At 59.0% G+C, this 16,757-nt stretch carries 15 protein-coding genes; 9 read left to right on the top strand and 6 right to left on the bottom strand.

What is annotated here, in order from left to right; all coding sequences use genetic code 11:
• Window position 1 precedes the first annotated feature (1 nt).
• On the bottom strand, window positions 2-1,234 hold the full coding sequence (gene moeA, locus LJA86_RS02615) for a molybdopterin molybdotransferase MoeA (protein ID WP_229225572.1): 1,233 nt from the start codon (window positions 1,232-1,234) through the stop codon (window positions 2-4).
• A gap of 187 nt (window positions 1,235-1,421) precedes the next feature.
• Between moeA and iaaA the strand changes: the two genes are divergently transcribed.
• Genes iaaA through gsiD form a run of 5 tightly spaced genes read left to right on the top strand, consistent with a single transcriptional unit; the run spans window position 1,422 to window position 7,644 of the window.
• The gene (iaaA, locus tag LJA86_RS02620) at window positions 1,422-2,360 is read left to right on the top strand and encodes a beta-aspartyl-peptidase (RefSeq protein WP_045909425.1); all 939 of its coding nucleotides are present in this window, start codon (window positions 1,422-1,424) and stop codon (window positions 2,358-2,360) included.
• 11 nt (window positions 2,361-2,371) lie between these two features.
• Window positions 2,372-4,243 carry a glutathione ABC transporter ATP-binding protein GsiA gene (gene gsiA / locus LJA86_RS02625; protein WP_048027063.1) on the top strand — a complete coding sequence of 624 codons (1,872 nt, stop codon included), beginning with the start codon at window positions 2,372-2,374 and terminating at the stop codon, window positions 4,241-4,243.
• 23 nt (window positions 4,244-4,266) lie between these two features.
• Entirely contained in the window at window positions 4,267-5,805 is a 1,539-nt protein-coding gene (gsiB, locus tag LJA86_RS02630; RefSeq protein WP_229225573.1) for a glutathione ABC transporter substrate-binding protein GsiB, read from the top strand.
• A gap of 5 nt (window positions 5,806-5,810) precedes the next feature.
• On the top strand, window positions 5,811-6,731 hold the full coding sequence (gsiC, locus tag LJA86_RS02635; protein WP_008501201.1) for a glutathione ABC transporter permease GsiC: 921 nt from the start codon (window positions 5,811-5,813) through the stop codon (window positions 6,729-6,731).
• A gap of 1 nt (window position 6,732) precedes the next feature.
• Window positions 6,733-7,644 carry a glutathione ABC transporter permease GsiD gene (gene gsiD, locus LJA86_RS02640; protein WP_021240948.1) on the top strand — a complete coding sequence of 304 codons (912 nt, stop codon included), beginning with the start codon at window positions 6,733-6,735 and terminating at the stop codon, window positions 7,642-7,644.
• 63 nt (window positions 7,645-7,707) lie between these two features.
• Here gsiD and rimO read toward each other — a convergent pair whose 3' ends face one another.
• Window positions 7,708-9,033, bottom strand: a complete 1,326-nt coding sequence (gene rimO / locus LJA86_RS02645; protein WP_008501203.1) for a 30S ribosomal protein S12 methylthiotransferase RimO — start codon at window positions 9,031-9,033, stop codon at window positions 7,708-7,710.
• Between the two features lie 216 nt (window positions 9,034-9,249).
• On the opposite strand from rimO, the gene bssR reads away from it, so the two are divergent.
• Window positions 9,250-9,633 (top strand): biofilm formation regulator BssR, encoded by a 384-nt coding sequence (gene bssR / locus LJA86_RS02650; RefSeq protein WP_024908680.1) that lies wholly within the window; start codon window positions 9,250-9,252, stop codon window positions 9,631-9,633.
• Between the two features lie 106 nt (window positions 9,634-9,739).
• Complete coding sequence (locus LJA86_RS02655; RefSeq protein WP_229225576.1) at window positions 9,740-10,858, top strand: PQQ-dependent sugar dehydrogenase; 1,119 nt, start codon at window positions 9,740-9,742, stop codon at window positions 10,856-10,858.
• Here the strand turns inward: LJA86_RS02655 and LJA86_RS02660 are convergent, their stop codons facing one another.
• Window positions 10,859-11,485 (bottom strand): glutathione S-transferase family protein, encoded by a 627-nt coding sequence (locus LJA86_RS02660; RefSeq protein WP_023326978.1) that lies wholly within the window; start codon window positions 11,483-11,485, stop codon window positions 10,859-10,861. It lies immediately after the preceding gene.
• 241 nt (window positions 11,486-11,726) lie between these two features.
• Here LJA86_RS02660 and dacC point away from each other — a divergent pair, with 241 nt between their 5' ends.
• On the top strand, window positions 11,727-12,932 hold the full coding sequence (gene dacC, locus LJA86_RS02665; RefSeq protein ID WP_229225577.1) for a serine-type D-Ala-D-Ala carboxypeptidase: 1,206 nt from the start codon (window positions 11,727-11,729) through the stop codon (window positions 12,930-12,932).
• 70 nt (window positions 12,933-13,002) lie between these two features.
• Here the strand turns inward: dacC and deoR are convergent, their stop codons facing one another.
• From deoR to LJA86_RS02680, 3 genes are all read right to left on the bottom strand, one after another.
• Window positions 13,003-13,761 (bottom strand): DNA-binding transcriptional repressor DeoR, encoded by a 759-nt coding sequence (gene deoR / locus LJA86_RS02670; protein ID WP_229225583.1) that lies wholly within the window; start codon window positions 13,759-13,761, stop codon window positions 13,003-13,005.
• Between the two features lie 67 nt (window positions 13,762-13,828).
• Window positions 13,829-14,437, bottom strand: a complete 609-nt coding sequence (ybjG, locus tag LJA86_RS02675; protein ID WP_069719551.1) for an undecaprenyl-diphosphate phosphatase — start codon at window positions 14,435-14,437, stop codon at window positions 13,829-13,831.
• A gap of 7 nt (window positions 14,438-14,444) precedes the next feature.
• Window positions 14,445-15,173 (bottom strand): phosphatase PAP2 family protein, encoded by a 729-nt coding sequence (locus LJA86_RS02680; protein WP_045908450.1) that lies wholly within the window; start codon window positions 15,171-15,173, stop codon window positions 14,445-14,447.
• A gap of 168 nt (window positions 15,174-15,341) precedes the next feature.
• Between LJA86_RS02680 and LJA86_RS02685 the strand changes: the two genes are divergently transcribed.
• Entirely contained in the window at window positions 15,342-16,574 is a 1,233-nt protein-coding gene (locus LJA86_RS02685) for an MFS transporter (protein ID WP_021240942.1), read from the top strand.
• Window positions 16,575-16,757 lie beyond the last annotated feature (183 nt).

The raw sequence follows: 16,757 nt of genomic DNA on the forward strand, positions 1-16,757 counted from the left end.
GTCAGCCTCCGAACAGGTGGTTAAAGCGCTCGACCTCAACCCATTCGCCGGCTTCCACGTTGCCGCGCTCGCGCTCCAGCACGATGAAGCAGTTGCCCAGACTGAAGGAGCTGAAAATGTGCGAGCCCTGATGTCCGGTGGTGCGTACTTCGAGCTCGCCGTCCGCGCTGCGGGTCAGAATACCGCGCTGGAAATCGAGACGGCCCGGTGATTTTTTCAGCCGCGTGGCGGCACGCACGCGCACGCGTTCCGGCAGCGGGCTGGCCTTGTTGCCGGAAAGCTTCGCCAGCAGCGGGATCGCCAGCTGGTAGAAGGTGAGTGCCGCCGAGACCGGGTTACCCGGCAGGCCGCAGAACCAGCTGTGTGAAAGCTTGCCAAATGCGAACGGCTTGCCCGGCTTGATCGCCAGCTTCCAGAAGGCGATTTCACCCAGCTCTTCAAGAAGGGTTTTGGTGTAATCCGCTTCGCCCACGGAGACGCCGCCGGAGCTGATGACCACGTCGGCGGATTTATCCGCCTCGATAAACGCCGCGCGCAGTTTTTCCGGATCGTCAGGAATGATGCCGAGGTTAATCACCTCGCAGCCCAGCTGCTCCAGCATCAGGTGTACCGCCAGGCGGTTGGTGTCGTAAATCTGGCCGTCCTGCAGCGGCTGGCCCGGAAGCTGCAGCTCGTCGCCGGTGGAGAAAACGGCGACGCGCACTTTACGGATTACGTCGATTTCAGCAACGCCGAGCGACGCCAGCACCGGCAACTCCGCCACCGTCAGCTTTTGCCCGGCGGCAAAGACCGTCGCGCCGAGGGTAATGTCCTCGCCGGTACGGCGGATGTTCTGGCCCGCTTTGACGCTTGCGGTAAAACGCACGCCGTCGTCGGTCTGTTCGGTCTCTTCTTGCATCACCACGGCGTCGCAGCCTGGCGGAACCGGTGCGCCGGTCATGATGCGCACGCAGGTGCCCGCAGGCCATTCGCCGCTAAACGGCTGACCCGCAAAGGCTTTACCCGCCACCGGCAGGGCGTTACCCGTCTGGAGATCCGCCAGGCGTACCGCGTAACCGTCCATCGCGGAGTTATCAAACCCCGGCACGTTAAGCGGAGAGACGATATCGCGCGCGGCAATACGGCCAAAACAGCGCACGAGGGGCAGCGTCTCAACGTCATGCAGCGGGGAAACTCGGTCAAGCATCTGCGTGAGTGCCGTCTCAAGCGGCATCAGTCCGGCGGTAAAATCCATGGTGGGCTCCTGCGGAGTAACAACGAAAGCGTCCATTATGGCAGAAAAGTGCGGCTAACTGTATGACCGAAGGGTGCACGCTTTACATCACTGTTACGTCTTTCTATATTCAAAAATCATCTGAAGTTTCGTCGACGATAATGATATTTATAGAAAAAGCCGCAAAACAGGCTAACGGGTGATGCGAATGGTTAAGGCGGTAATCGCAATTCATGGCGGGGCCGGGGCAATCACCCGTGCACAGCTCACTCCTGAGCAGGAAAAACGCTACATCGACGCGCTGTACGCCATTGTCGAAACGGGCCAGAAAATGCTGGAAGCGGGCGAGAGCGCGCTGGATGTGGTCACCGAGGCGGTGCGTCTGCTGGAAGAGTGCCCGTTATTTAATGCGGGGATCGGTTCGGTCTTTACCCGGGATGAAACGCACGAGCTGGATGCCTGCGTGATGGACGGTATTACCCTGAAAGCGGGGGCCGTGGCAGGCGTCAGCCACCTGCGTAACCCGGTGCTGGCCGCGCGTCTGGTGATGGAAGAGAGCCCGCACGTGCTGCTGACGGGCGCGGGGGCGGAGAGGTTTGCCTTCGAACACGGAATGGAGCCGGTATCGCCCGACCTGTTTTCCACGGAAGCCCGCTATCAGCAGCTGCTGGACGCCCGTTCGGCGGGCATGACACAGCTTGACCATACTGCGCCGCTGGATGAGCGCAGCAAAATGGGCACGGTGGGCGCGGTGGCGCTGGATAAAGCCGGCAACCTCGCGGCGGCAACCTCCACGGGCGGGATGACCAACAAGCTGCCCGGACGCGTGGGCGACAGCCCGCTGCCCGGCGCGGGTTGCTATGCCAATAACGCGACGGCGGCGGTGTCGTGTACCGGCACCGGAGAAGTGTTTATCCGCGCTCTCGCGGCCTATGACATTACCGCGCTGATGGATTACGGCGGCTTAAGCCTGAGCGAGGCCTGCGAGCGTGTGGTGATGGAAAAATTACCTGCCCTGGGCGGCATCGGCGGACTCATTGCGGTGGATCGTGAGGGCAACGTGGCCCTGCCGTTCAACAGCGAAGGCATGTACCGCGCCTGGGGCTATGCCGGCGATGAGCCGAGCACGGGGATTTATCGTGAATAAGGGGGCAGCGCGTGCCGCACAGTGAAGAGCTGGACAACCGCGAAGTGCTGGCTGTCCATCAGCTGAATATTGCGTTTCAGGAAGAGCGGCAGTTCATCCCCGCAGTACAGAATTTATCGTTCACGCTCAGGCGCGGCGAGACGCTGGCGATTGTTGGCGAGTCCGGCTCCGGGAAATCGGTCACCGCGCTGGCGCTGATGCGCCTGCTGGAACAGACGGGCGGTCAAATCAGCAGCGAGAAAATGCTGCTGCGCCGCCGTAACCGCCAGGTCATTGATTTAAACGAGCTGAGCGGCGCGCAGATGCAGGGCGTGCGCGGGGCGGATATTGCGATGATCTTCCAGGAACCGATGACCTCCCTGAACCCGGTGTTCCCGGTCGGGGAACAAATTGCCGAGTCCATCCGCCTGCATCAGGGGCTGAGCGGCGATGAGGCGCTCAGGGAAGCGAGACGCATGCTGGAGCTGGTACGCATTCCGGAGGCGCAGGCCATTCTGGGCCGCTACCCGCATCAGCTTTCCGGCGGCATGCGCCAGCGGGTGATGATCGCCATGGCGCTCTCGTGCCGTCCGGCGGTGCTGATTGCCGATGAGCCGACGACGGCGCTGGACGTGACGATTCAGGCGCAGATCCTGCAGCTCATCAACGTGCTGCAGCAGGAGATGGAGATGGGGGTGATCTTTATCACCCACGATATGGGCGTGGTCGCCGATATCGCCGATCGGGTACTGGTGATGCACAAGGGCAGCGCGGTCGAAACCGGCACGGTCGAGCAGATTTTTCACGCGCCCGCGCATCCCTACACCAAAGCGCTGCTGGCGGCGGTCCCGCGTCTTGGGGCGATGAACGGCAGCGATCTGCCGCGTCGTTTTCCGCTGATTTCCCTGGCGGCGTCTGAGCCGCAGGAGGAGGAACGCGAGCAGGACACCGTGGTGCCGGGCAAGCCCATTCTGGAAGTGCGCAATCTGGTCACCCGGTTTCCGCTGCGCAGCGGTGTACTGAACCGGGTGAAGCGCGAAGTGCACGCGGTGGAAAACGTCAGCTTCGATCTCTGGCCGGGCGAAACGCTGGCGCTGGTGGGGGAGTCCGGCTGCGGTAAATCCACGACCGGGCGCGCGTTGCTCCGTCTGGTGGCATCCCAGGAGGGCAGCATTACCTTTAACGGCGAGCGCATTGATACCCTTCCGGACAGCAGGCTGCAGGCGGTGCGGCGGGATATTCAGTTTATTTTCCAGGATCCGTATGCCTCCCTCGATCCGCGCCATACGGTGGGGTATTCGATCATGGAGCCGCTGCGGGTGCATAACCTGCTCGACGGCGAGGCGGCGCAGCGTCGCGTGGCCTGGCTGCTGGAGCGCGTTGGCCTGAAGCCGGAACACGCCTGGCGTTATCCGCACGAGTTTTCCGGCGGGCAGCGGCAGCGTATCTGCATCGCCCGCGCGCTGGCGCTGAACCCGAAAGTGGTGATTGCGGATGAATCCGTCTCGGCGCTGGATGTCTCTATCCGGGCGCAAATCATCAATCTGCTGCTGGATTTACAGCGGGATATGGGGATCGCCTTCCTGTTTATCTCGCACGACATGGCGGTGGTTGAGCGCATCAGCCATCGCGTGGCGGTGATGTTTATGGGGCAAATTGTGGAAATCGGTCCGCGAAGAGCGGTGTTCGAGAACCCCCAGCACCCGTATACCCGCAAGCTCATCGCGGCGGTCCCGGTCGCCGACCCGGCGCATCGTCACGGCCAGCGCGTGCTGCTGCAGGATGAAATGCCGAGCAATATTCGTAAACGCGGCGAGGCCGTAGAGCGCGTGGCGTTGCGTGAGGTCGGGCCGGGTCATTTCGTGGCTCCCCCGCGTCAGGACAATGCTTTTTCGCGGTTATAACTTTCAACAGGCAGGAGAACACAATGGTTACATTTGTAGCGCGTAGATGGTTGTTAGCCGCGAGCGTGACGGCAGCCCTGGCCGCTGCCCCCGCGTTCGCTGCCAAAGATGTGGTGGTCGCCGTCGGCTCTAACTTCACCACGCTGGATCCGTATGACGCTAACGACACGCTCTCCCAGGCGGTGGCGAAATCGTTCTACCAGGGCCTGTTTGGCCTGGATAAAGAGATGAAGCTCAAAAACGTGCTGGCGGAGGGGTACACCGTTTCGGATGACGGGCTGGTGTACACCATTAAGCTCAAAACCGGGGTGAAGTTCCAGGACGGCACCGACTTTAATGCGGACGCGGTGAAGGTAAACCTCGATCGCGCCAGCAATCCTGAAAACAGCCTTAAGCGTTATAACCTCTATAAAAACATCGCCAAAACCGAGGTGATCGACCCGGCGACGGTAAAAATCACCCTGAAAGAGCCGTTCTCAGCGTTTATCAATATTCTGGCGCATCCGGCGACGGCGATGATTTCCCCTGCCGCGCTGAAGAAATACGGCAAGGAGATCGGCTTCCACCCGGTCGGCACCGGCCCGTATGAGCTTGTCACCTGGAATCAGACCGATTTCGTGAAGGTGAAGAAATACGCGGGATACTGGCAAAAAGGGCTGCCGAAGCTGGACACCATCACCTGGCGCCCGGTGGTGGACAACAACACCCGTGCGGCGATGCTGCAAACCGGCGAGGCGCAGTTTGCCTTCCCTGTGCCGTATGAGCAGGCCGCCATTCTGGAGAAAAACAGCAAGCTGGAGCTGGTCGCCAGCCCGTCGATCATGCAGCGCTACATCAGCATGAACGTCACGCAAAAGCCGTTCGATAACCCGAAGGTGCGCGAAGCCATTAACTATGCCATTAACCGTCAGGCGCTGGTGAAGGTCGCTTTTGCGGGCTATGCCACCCCGGCCACCGGCGTGCTGCCGCCGGCTATCGCGTATGCGCAAAGCTATCAGCCGTGGCCGTACGATCCGGCCAAAGCGCGCGAGCTGCTGAAAGAGGCGGGCTTCCCGAACGGGTTCAGCACCACGCTGTGGTCGTCGCATAACCACAGTACCGCGCAGAAGGTGCTGCAGTTCACCCAGCAGCAGCTGGCGCAGGTGGGTATCAAGGCGCAGGTGACCGCCATGGATGCCGGACAGCGTGCGGCCGAGGTTGAGGGGAAAGGGCAGAAAGAGAGCGGCGTGCGAATGTTCTACACCGGCTGGTCGGCCTCGACCGGTGAAGCCGACTGGGCGCTGTCGCCGCTGTTTGCCTCGCAGAACTGGCCGCCAACCCTGTTCAATACCGCGTTCTACAGCAACCCGCAGGTGGACAAAGACCTTGCTGACGCGCTGAAAACCACCAAACCGGAGGAGAAAGCACGTCTCTACAAGGACGCGCAGGACATCATCTGGAAAGAGTCGCCGTGGGTGCCGCTGGTGGTGGAAAAACTCGTGTCAGCCCATAACAAAGCGTTGACCGGGTTCTACATCATGCCGGATACGGGCTTTAGCTTTGACGATGCGGATTTAAAATAACGCCCATGCTGAACTATGTTTGTAAACGCCTGCTGGGGCTTATCCCGACGCTGCTGATTGTGGCAGTGCTGGTGTTTTTGTTTGTCCATATGCTGCCGGGCGATCCGGCGCGTCTGGTTGCCGGGCCCGAAGCGGATGCAACGGTCATTGAGCTGGTGCGTAAACAGCTGGGTCTTGACCAGCCGCTTTATATGCAGTTTCTGCACTATATTGGCAACGTTCTGCAGGGTGACTTTGGCATCTCGATGGTCTCGCGTCGTCCGGTGTCGGAGGAGATCGCCACCCGCTTTATGCCCACGTTCTGGTTAACGATAGCCAGCATGAGCTGGGCCGTGGTGTTCGGACTTGGCGCCGGGATTGTGGCGTCCGTCTGGCGTAACCGCTGGCCGGACAAGCTCGGCATGGCGCTGGCGGTGACCGGCATCTCCTTCCCGGCGTTCGCGCTGGGGATGCTGCTGATGCAGATCTTCTCCGTTGAGCTGGGCTGGCTGCCCACCGTCGGGGCCGATACCTGGAAGCATTACATTCTGCCCTCGATGACGCTGGGAGCTGCCGTGTCGGCGGTGATGGCCCGCTTTACCCGCGCCTCGTTCGTTGACGTGCTGAGCGAAGATTATATTCGCACCGCGCGGGCGAAAGGGGTCAGCGAGAAGTGGGTCATCCTCAAGCACGGGTTCCGCAATGCGATGATCCCGGTGGTGACGATGATGGGGCTTCAGTTTGGCTTCCTGCTGGGCGGCTCTATCGTGGTGGAAAAGGTCTTCAACTGGCCGGGGCTGGGACGTCTGCTGGTCGATTCCGTCGAGATGCGCGACTACCCGGTGATCCAGGCGGAAGTGCTGCTTTTCTCGCTGGAGTTTATTCTTATCAACTTAGTGGTGGACGTGCTCTACGCCGCCATTAACCCGGCCATCAGGTATAAGTAAGATGCGATTGTTGAACTGGCGACGTCAGGCTGTTTTAAACGCCATGCCGGGGCTCAAACCGGACCACATCCGCACCCCGTGGTCTGAATTCTGGCGGCGTTTCCGCCGTCAGCCGGTCGCGATGACGGCGGGGCTGTTCGTGCTGCTGCTGATTGTGGTGGCGATCGTGGCGCCGTGGGTGGCGCCGTTTGATGCGGAAAATTATTTTGACTACGACCGCCTGAACGACGGGCCCTCGATGCTCCACTGGTTCGGCGTGGATTCCCTCGGGCGGGATATCTTTAGCCGGGTACTGGTAGGGGCGCAGATCTCGCTCGCCGCCGGGGTGTTCGCGGTGCTGATCGGCGCGGCCATCGGGATCGTGCTGGGGCTGGTTGCCGGGTATTACGAAGGCTGGTGGGACCGCATCATCATGCGCATCTGCGACGTGCTGTTTGCCTTCCCCGGCATTCTGCTGGCGATTGCCGTGGTGGCGATCATGGGCAGCGGCATGGCCAACGTCATCATCGCGGTCGCGGTGTTTTCGATTCCGGCCTTTGCCCGCCTGGTGCGCGGCAACACGCTGGTGTTAAAACAGCAGACCTTTATCGAGTCGGCCCGCAGTATGGGGGCCAGCGATGCGACCATCCTCTTCAGCCATATTCTGCCGGGGACGGTGTCGTCCATCGTGGTCTATTTCACCATGCGTATCGGCGTGTCGATTATCTCGGCGGCCAGCCTGTCGTTTCTGGGGCTAGGGGCACAGCCTCCGACGCCGGAGTGGGGCGCGATGCTGAACGAGGCGAGGGCCGATATGGTGATTGCGCCGCACGTGGCGATTTTCCCGAGCCTGGCGATTTTCCTGACCGTGCTGGCGTTTAACCTGTTAGGTGATGGGCTGCGCGACGCGCTGGATCCGAGGATAAAGGGGTAGTGCAGTGAAATGTGCCGGGGGGCGGCTACGCCTTACCCGGCCTACAAAAGCGGAGTGGGGCGATTAAACCCGGCTACCCCACAGGTCATACTCGTCGGCGTTTTCAACCTTCACGCGAATAATATCACCTGGCTTAACGTTGGTTTCGCCATTCAGGTACACCGCACCGTCGATTTCAGGGGCGTCCGCCATGCTGCGGCCAATCGCGCCTTCTTCGTCAACCTCGTCGATGATAACCATGATCTCGCGACCCACTTTCTCCTGCAGACGCTCGGCAGAGATCTGCTGCTGCAACTGCATGAAGCGGTTCCAGCGCTCCTCTTTCACCTCTTCCGGCACCTGGTCCGCCAGCTCGTTGGCGGTTGCGCCTTCCACCGGGCTGTACTTGAAGCAGCCTACGCGGTCCAGACGCGCTTCTTTCAGGAAGTCGAGCAGCATCTGGAAGTCTTCTTCGGTTTCACCCGGGAAGCCGACGATAAAGGTGGAGCGCAGGGTCAGGTCCGGGCAGATCTCACGCCACTGCTTGATGCGTGCCAGCTGGCGGTCAACGGAGCCAGGGCGCTTCATCAGCTTCAGGATACGCGGGCTCGCGTGCTGCAGCGGGATGTCCAGGTAAGGCAGAATCTTGCCTTCCGCCATCAGCGGGATGACGTCGTCAACGTGCGGGTATGGGTAAACGTAGTGCAGACGCGTCCAGATACCGAGTTTAGACAGCTGCTCGCACAGGCCGACCATGCTGGTTTTCACCGGCTCGCCGTTGTGGAAACCGGAGCGGTGCTTAACGTCCACGCCATAAGCTGAAGTGTCCTGGGAGATGACCAGCAGCTCCTTCACGCCCGCGTCAGCCAAGCGCTTAGCTTCTGCCAGCACTTCGCCGATTGGACGGCTCACCAGATCGCCACGCATGGACGGGATGATGCAGAAGGTACAGCGATGGTTACAGCCTTCGGAAATCTTCAGGTATGCGTAGTGGCGCGGCGTCAGCTTCACGCCCTGTTCTGGCACCAGGCTCAGGAACGGGTTGTGTTTGGGTTTTGGCACGTAGTGATGAACATGTTGCAGCACCTGCTCGTAGCTGTGCGGGCCGGTGATCTCCAGCACCTTCGGGTGCACTTCGCGGATCTGGTCTTCTTTCGCGCCCAGACAGCCGGTCACGATCACTTTGCCGTTTTCGGTCAGCGCTTCACCGATGGCTTCCAGTGACTCCTGGACCGCGCTGTCGATAAACCCGCAGGTGTTAACAATCACCATATCGGCGTTGTCGTAGCTTGGCACCACGTCATAGCCCTCGGTGCGCAGTTCGGTCAGGATGCGTTCTGAATCCACCAGGTTTTTCGGGCAGCCCAGGGAGACGAAGCCGATTTTCGGCTGGTGCGTAACATTGCTCATAGGTTAAAAATTCATCAATTATGGAGTTATCAGGGCGGGATTTTACAGCGTATCGCGGGGGATTTATACACTCTTTGCAAGGCGGATGCGTCGGGCCGAGGTTGTAACATTGTAAATAATGTTAATCAGTTAATAAAAATTGATCCCAGGCATTAAACTGTACAAAAAATGTACTTATCCTGACTATGCACCATGGCTGACAGAGGAGGAAAGAGCATGACCGTTGACAGACTAAAACGCGATCTGCTGAACAAGCTGATCAACGCCCGAATCGACCTGGCCGCGTACCTGCAGTTGAGGAAGGCAAAAGGGTATATGTCAGTCAGCGAAAGCGAACATCTGCGTGATAACCTGTTTGAACTGTGTAATTTCATGCGTGAAAAAGCACCGACCCTGAAGGCGAACGGCGGCGAAAGTGAAGAGATCGCGCTGCGCCGTGCCGCCGAAGTGCTCTCCATTGCAGGGGTGTGTCTGATGAACGGACGCCACGACTGCCCGAACTTTATCGCCGTAAACGCGGAGAAGCTTGAAAACTGCCTGACAACGCTCTCTCTATGCATCATGTGTCTGAACGAGCACAAACAGCTCGAACAACACTGATCCCGGGGGAGGCAACTCCCCCTTCAGCTTAAGCTTTTGTAAAAGTGATAACGCGCCCGGACGCAGTGGCTAATCTTTATGCCATATGCCGATAAAGGAGCGCGTTATGCCTCGATCCTCGCTGATTTCCCTGCCTGCGTTATTTATTTCGTTTTCACTTCTTGCTGCGCCAGAGGCAGTGAAGGTCGAGGTGCTGCAAAACAGACTCGATCACCCCTGGTCCCTGGCGTTCCTGCCGGATAATGACGGGCTGCTGGTGACCCTGAAGGGCGGTCAGCTCAAACGCTGGCAGGCCGGAAAAGGGCTCTCCGATCCGATTGTCGGCGTACCGAAGGTCTGGGCAAACGGTCAGGGAGGATTGCTGGATGTGGTATTGGCGCCGGATTTTGAGAAGTCGCGCCGCGTCTGGCTGAGCTACGCCGAGGCCGGACATGACGGCAAAGCCGGAACGGCGGTGGGCTATGGCCGCCTGAGCGACGACTATTCCCGCATCGAGGGATTCCAGGTTGCGTTCCGTCAGATGCCGAAACTCTCAACCGGTAACCATTTTGGCGGGCGGCTGGTGTTCGACGGCAAAGGCTCTCTCTTTATTGGACTCGGCGAAAACAATCAGCGTCCGACGGCGCAGGATCTGGATAAATTGCAGGGCAAAGTGGTGCGCCTCACCGAAGACGGGAAAGTCCCGTCGGATAACCCCTTTGTGAATACCCCCGGTGCGCGACCCGAAATCTGGTCTTACGGCATTCGCAACCCGCAGGGGATGGCGATGAACCCCTGGAGCGACACGCTGTGGCTGAACGAGCATGGCCCGCGCGGCGGGGATGAGATCAACATTCCGGAGAAAGGTAAGAACTACGGCTGGCCGCTGGCCACGCACGGCATTAACTACAGCGGCCTGAAAATCCCGGAAGCCAAAGGCGAGCATGTTGAGGGCACCGAGAAGCCGCTGTTCGTCTGGAAAGTCTCACCCGCGGTGAGCGGCATGGCGTTTTACAACAACGACGTCTTCCCGCAGTGGAAAAACAAGCTGTTTATCGGCGCGCTGAAGGAGAAGGACGTGATCGTGCTGAGCGTGGAGGGAAACAAGGTGACGGAGGACGGGCGCATTCTGGGCGACCGGGACCAGCGTATTCGCGACGTGCGGGTGGGGCCGGATGGGTATCTGTATGTCCTGACCGACGAGACGGACGGGCAACTGTTGAAAGTCAGCCCGTCCGGCGCGTAATCAGGTGACCGGGATCATCACGACGTTACGATACGCAGGGCGATCGCTCAGCTGTTTAAGCCAGCGCTCAAGGTGAGGGCGTGGCGTCCACTTCAGACCCATATTGGTCAGGTTCCAGACGAAGGGTGCCACGGCGATATCGCCTGTGCCGAACGCCTCGCCGGAGAACCAGGCGTGCTTCGCCAGTTCGTCATCCATCATCGCAAACAGATTTTCGCAGGCATCCTGCGCGGCGTGAATCGCGGGATAATCGCGTTCGGCTTCCGGCGTGCGGATAAGCCCCATCAGGATCACGCGGTGGGTTGGGGACAGCGTCTGGTTCGCCCAGTCCATCCACTTTTCGCCCTGGGCGCGCCGGGCCGGGTTTTCAACCCACAGGCGTCCCTGACCGTACTGGGCGGCGAGGTAACGGACAATGGTGTTGGACTCCCAAAGCGTCGCGTCTGTTTCATCATCGCGCAGCAGCGGCACCAGGCCGTTCGGGTTCATGGCCAGATAGTCGGCCTCTTTGTTCACGCCGAACGCCATGCCAGCCATGATTTGATTGAACGGTAAATCCAGCTCTTCCAGCGTCCAGAGCACTTTCTTGACGTTGGTCGAATTATTCCTGCCCCACAGCGTAATCATATTTACTCCCGATGAGATGTGAATCCGAGTCAGCCTTTCGCCATGGTGAGATAAACCTAACAATTACGCAACAGAAGACAAAAAAATCGTCTTAATCAAAGCGTATCTGAATGTTATTGCATAAACTTTAATAACTTTACCCTCGTTGGGTTTCTTTAACGGTTTTAGTGCGCTATTACTCATCGCTTCTTGCGACACGGTGATGTGACGTAATTTTTGAATGGACACTCGGGTGGCATTTATGACGCGTAAAATGACTTCTCTGCGCAGCCTGGCGGCAGGCTCTGCGCTTCTTTTCCTGTTTGCACCAACGCTCTACGCAGCTGAACAGGCTGCGCCCGAAGCGCCGCCAGTGGATGCGCGCGCCTGGATCCTGATGGACTACGCCAGCGGTAAAGTGCTGGCGGAAGGGAATGCGGATGAGAAACTCGATCCGGCAAGCCTGACCAAAATCATGACCAGCTATGTGGTGGGCCAGGCGCTGAAAGCGGGCAAGATCAAACTGGACGATATGGTGACCATCGGGAAGGACGCGTGGGCGACCGGCAACCCGGCGCTGCGGGGTTCTTCCGTGATGTTCCTGAAGCCAGGGGATCAGGTTTCCGTTTCCGATCTGAATAAAGGGGTGATTATTCAGTCGGGAAATGATGCGTGCATCGCGCTGGCCGATTACGTTGCCGGCAGCCAGGATTCTTTCATTGGTTTGATGAATGGCTACGCGCAAAAGCTGGGCCTGACCAATACGACCTTTAAAACGGTTCACGGTCTGGATGCGCCGGGACAGTTCAGTACCGCGCGCGACATGGCGCTGCTGGGGAAAGCGCTGATCCACGACGTGCCGGATGAATACGCCATCCACAAAGAGAAAGAGTTTACCTTCAACAAAATTCGCCAGCCGAACCGCAACCGCCTGCTGTGGAGCAGCAACGTCAATGTGGACGGGATGAAAACCGGCACCACGGCGGGGGCAGGCTACAACCTGGTGGCTTCCGCGACCCAGGGCGACATGCGCCTGATTTCGGTGGTGCTAGGCACCAAAACCGACCGCATTCGCTTTAATGAATCCGAAAAACTGCTGACCTGGGGCTTCCGCTTCTATGAAACCGTGACGCCGATTAAGCCGGATGCCACGTTCGTCAGCCAGCGCGTCTGGTTTGGTGACAAGAGCGAAGTGAACCTGGGCGCGGGTGAGGCGGGCTCGGTGACCATTCCGCGCGGCCAGCTGAAAAACCTGAAGGCCAGCTACACCCTGACTGACCCGCAGCTTACGGCTCCGCTGAAAAAGGGCCAGGTGGTCGGGACGATTGATTTCCAGCTTAACGGTAAATCGATTGAACAGCGTCCGCTGATTGTGATGGAAGCGGTGGAAGAGGGCGGCTTCTTCAGGCGGATGTGGGATTTCGTGATGATGAAATTCCACGGGTGGTTTGGCAGCTGGTTTAGCTAAGTTTTTTGCCGGGTGGCGCTGCGCTTACCCGGCCTACGTTCGAGCCGTTGTAGGCCGACCCGGCATAACCTCAATACATCAACTTCACCTGCTGCGCCTTCGCGTGGGTCACAATCTCGTCGTCCGGGCGGCAATCGCTGACAATGGCATCGAACTGCGCCAGCTCGCCCATTCTTGCCGGACGCACCTTACCAAACTTACTGTGATCGACCACCAGCACATGGTACTGTGCGGCGCTTAATGCCCAGTGTTTTACTGGAAGCTCTTCCAGATTAAAGCAGGTCGCGCCCTGGCGCACATTAACGCCGGCGGCGGAATAAAACGCGATATCCGGGCAGAGATTGCTGAGCGTGTCCTGCAGGTTGAGCGGCTTAAAGATCGCGTTGCTGGCGTGAAACTCACCGCCGCAGAGGATCACCCGGCACTCGGGTTTCTCCTGAAGCGCCAGAAAGGTGTTCAGGGAGTAGCACACGGCAGTGAAAGGGATGCTGCTGTCGATGGCTTCGATAATCCACGGCGTGGTGGTACCGCAGTCAAAAAACAGCGTCTGGTGCGGCTGTACCAGTGAGGCCGCAAGCCGCGCGGCTTTGCGTTTCTCCTCCACCAGGCGTGTCTTCTGGTCGCTGATCAGATAATGGCTGGCGCTGCGCGGCTCAAGCACAATGTATCCGCCCAGCAGCACGACGGGCGCGCTCTCGCTGTTCAGATCCCGACGAATGGTCATCTCTGAGACGCCGAGGAGGTTGGCGGCTTCCTTAAGATGCAGCTTATCGCTGCGCTTCAGCGCCTGAAGCAGCTGAGCAATGCGGTCATCGCGACGTGTTTCCATAGTTCCTCGGGATAAAAAAGTGAACCCCCGCAGGGCGGGGGTTCAAGTGTAACCTGTCAGGTCGGGGTTAGTCACGTATCCAGCCTTTGCGGATCGGGATAGCGAAAATGGCGCGATAGAGGGTAGAGAGCCCGCTATAGAGCGCCTCACCGATAAGGCTCCACAGGATAGCCGCGCTCACGCAGCCAATCAGCCCCACCAGGAAGCCACCCACCATATCCAGCGGCCAGTGGACGCCCAGATAAACGCGAGACCAGGCGATGGCTACCGCGACCACCATCAGCACCGCACCTGACCACAGGCGATGCCAGAACAGGAAGGCCAGCGCAAAGGTGAAGATCACCGTCCCGTGATCGCTCGGGAAAGAGTCATCCGGCGCATGGTGCAGAAAGGTATAGCCCACGTGGGCAACAAAAGGGCGGGCGTGCGGGAACACATGACCCAGTACGAAGCTCACCAGAACGCTCACGCCCAGCGCCATCGCCACTTTGATCACCAGCTGGCGCTGCGCTTTCACCTGGCTACGAGGTCCCCACAGCCAGAGGATGGCGGCCAGCGCGGGCACGATGCTGATCAGATCTTTTGCCAGAAAGGTGGCAAAGTCGATCATCCACTCGGGCGAGGCCGGGGTGGCATTGATCAGATAGAACAGCTGATAATTCAGATTCTCTAGCATAGCGTTATCACTCTTTAGCAAACCGGGTGGAAACAAGGCCGTAGACCACCACCTGAGAAAACCAGACCCACCACCCAGCCCACAGGTTGTGAGAGAAAAAATGTGCCCCGCGCATGATCTGGCCATAACCCATCACCAGACCTAACACCACGCCCAGCGCAACGAAGCTCCAGGCGAGACGCGGACGCTCGCGCCAGAAGGCAAAAAACAGCCCCATCACCATAAAGCCGCTGGAGGCATGACCGCCGGGGAAACAGCGCCCCGGACCGCTGTCAGCAGGAACGGCGCTGAACAGGGGATAAGAGACAGCCTTACCGCCATATTCCACCAGGTCCCACGGGCAGCTGTGATGGCTCATGCTTTTCAGCAGGCCCACCACCAGCGCGCCAACGCCCATCAGCAGCGCCGCCGTCACCAGCCTTGCGTTACGCTTGTAAGCGCCGTAAAACAGCGCCACGGCGCCTAAGGCGATGGCGATGTACTTCGCCAGACGATGGTTGAGCAGATCCAGCAGGTGGTCTTTCTGCAGCGGGAAGCTCTGCGTCGCCGCGTCATACCAGAAGCCGGTTACCCATCTGTCGAGCGCTTCATTGCGCGATAGCCACGTAAACACCACGGCAAGGGCTATCAGTATGAAAAGCTGATAACCATAAAAGCGGGCCGGTAAGCGGTAAAGGCGTTTTGTCTTATTTGTCTGTAACTTAGACAATTCTGAACGGCTGGAGGTGAGTGCCATAATTTGGGGTCGTTGACGAGTAATGGGGCTATCATAAATCTGTCAAATTAAGGAAACCTTAAACGAAGACGATATGTGCTTTATTTCTGTTTATCCTCGATAAATCACTATCTCGGGCTGCGGCATTTCATTACACTCGTCGCGATTTTGTCATTATAAAGAGATTGCATGTTAAACCGTTCTTCTTCAGGTTCACGTCTGGGTCGTCAGGCGTTGCTTTTCCCTCTGTGTCTGGTGCTCTACGAATTTTCTACCTATATCGGTAACGATATGATCCAGCCCGGGATGCTGGCCGTGGTGGCGCAGTACAACGCCGGAATCGAGTGGGTACCGACCTCCATGACCGCCTATCTGGCCGGCGGCATGTTTTTGCAGTGGCTGTTAGGCCCGCTGTCGGATCGTATTGGCCGTCGTCCGGTGATGCTGACGGGCGTGGTGTGGTTTATCGTCACCTGCCTTGCCACGCTGCTGGCGCAAAACATTGAACAATTTACCCTGCTGCGTTTCCTGCAGGGGGTGAGCCTGTGCTTTATCGGCGCCGTGGGGTATGCCGCCATTCAGGAGTCGTTTGAAGAGGCGGTGTGTATCAAAATTACCGCGCTGATGGCGAACGTGGCGCTGATCGCTCCCTTGCTCGGGCCGCTGGTAGGCGCCGCATGGGTGCATATGGCACCGTGGGAAGGGATGTTTGTGCTCTTTGCGGTTCTCGCCGCCATCGCGTTCTTTGGTCTGCACCGGGCAATGCCTGAAACCGCCACCCGCATCGGCGAGAAACTCTCGCTGAAAGAGCTGGGGCGGGATTACAAAGAAGTGCTGAAGAATGGCCGCTTTGTGGCGGGCGCGCTGGCGACCGGGTTCGTTAGCCTGCCGCTGCTGGCGTGGATTGCCCAGTCACCGGTCATTATCATCAGCGGTGAAAAGCTGAGCAGCTACGAGTATGGCCTGTTGCAGGTACCGATCTTTGGCGCGCTGATTATCGGTAACCTGGTGCTGGCGCGTCTGACCTCACGCCGCACCGTGCGTTCACTGATTATCATGGGCGGCTGGCCGATTGCAGCCGGGCTGATTCTGGCGGCGGTGGCGACCGTTGCGTCATCACACGCTTATCTGTGGATGACGGCAGGACTCAGCATTTACGCCTTCGGGATTGGCGTGGCGAACGCCGGGCTGGTGCGCCTGACGCTGTTTGCCAGCGAGATGAGTAAAGGCACGGTCTCCGCGGCGATGGGGATGCTGCAGATGCTGATTTTTACCGTCGGTATCGAGGTGAGCAAGCATGCCTACGCGATGGGCGGTAACGGGCTGTTCAGTCTGTTTAACCTCGCCAACGGCGTGTTGTGGGTTGGCCTGATGGTGGTGTTCCTGAAAGACAAGCGCGTCGGAAACGCCCTGCAACCTTAACTGTTTATTCCCTCTCTCTCTGGGGGCTCAGTAATTTATTTACATGAAGCGACGAATGTTGTTTCAGGAAAATGAATGACTTACAGCGACGCCCTGGTCCGGCTGTAAATCGCCGAAGCGTTTCCGTAAGGCCGGGGCGAGGCGCAGGGATGCGCCGAGAGGGCGTGGCCTGCAGGGATGCAG

This window comes from Enterobacter sp. TCD1-1 (genome assembly GCF_020567405.1).
GTDB lineage: Bacteria > Pseudomonadota > Gammaproteobacteria > Enterobacterales > Enterobacteriaceae > Enterobacter > Enterobacter quasiroggenkampii.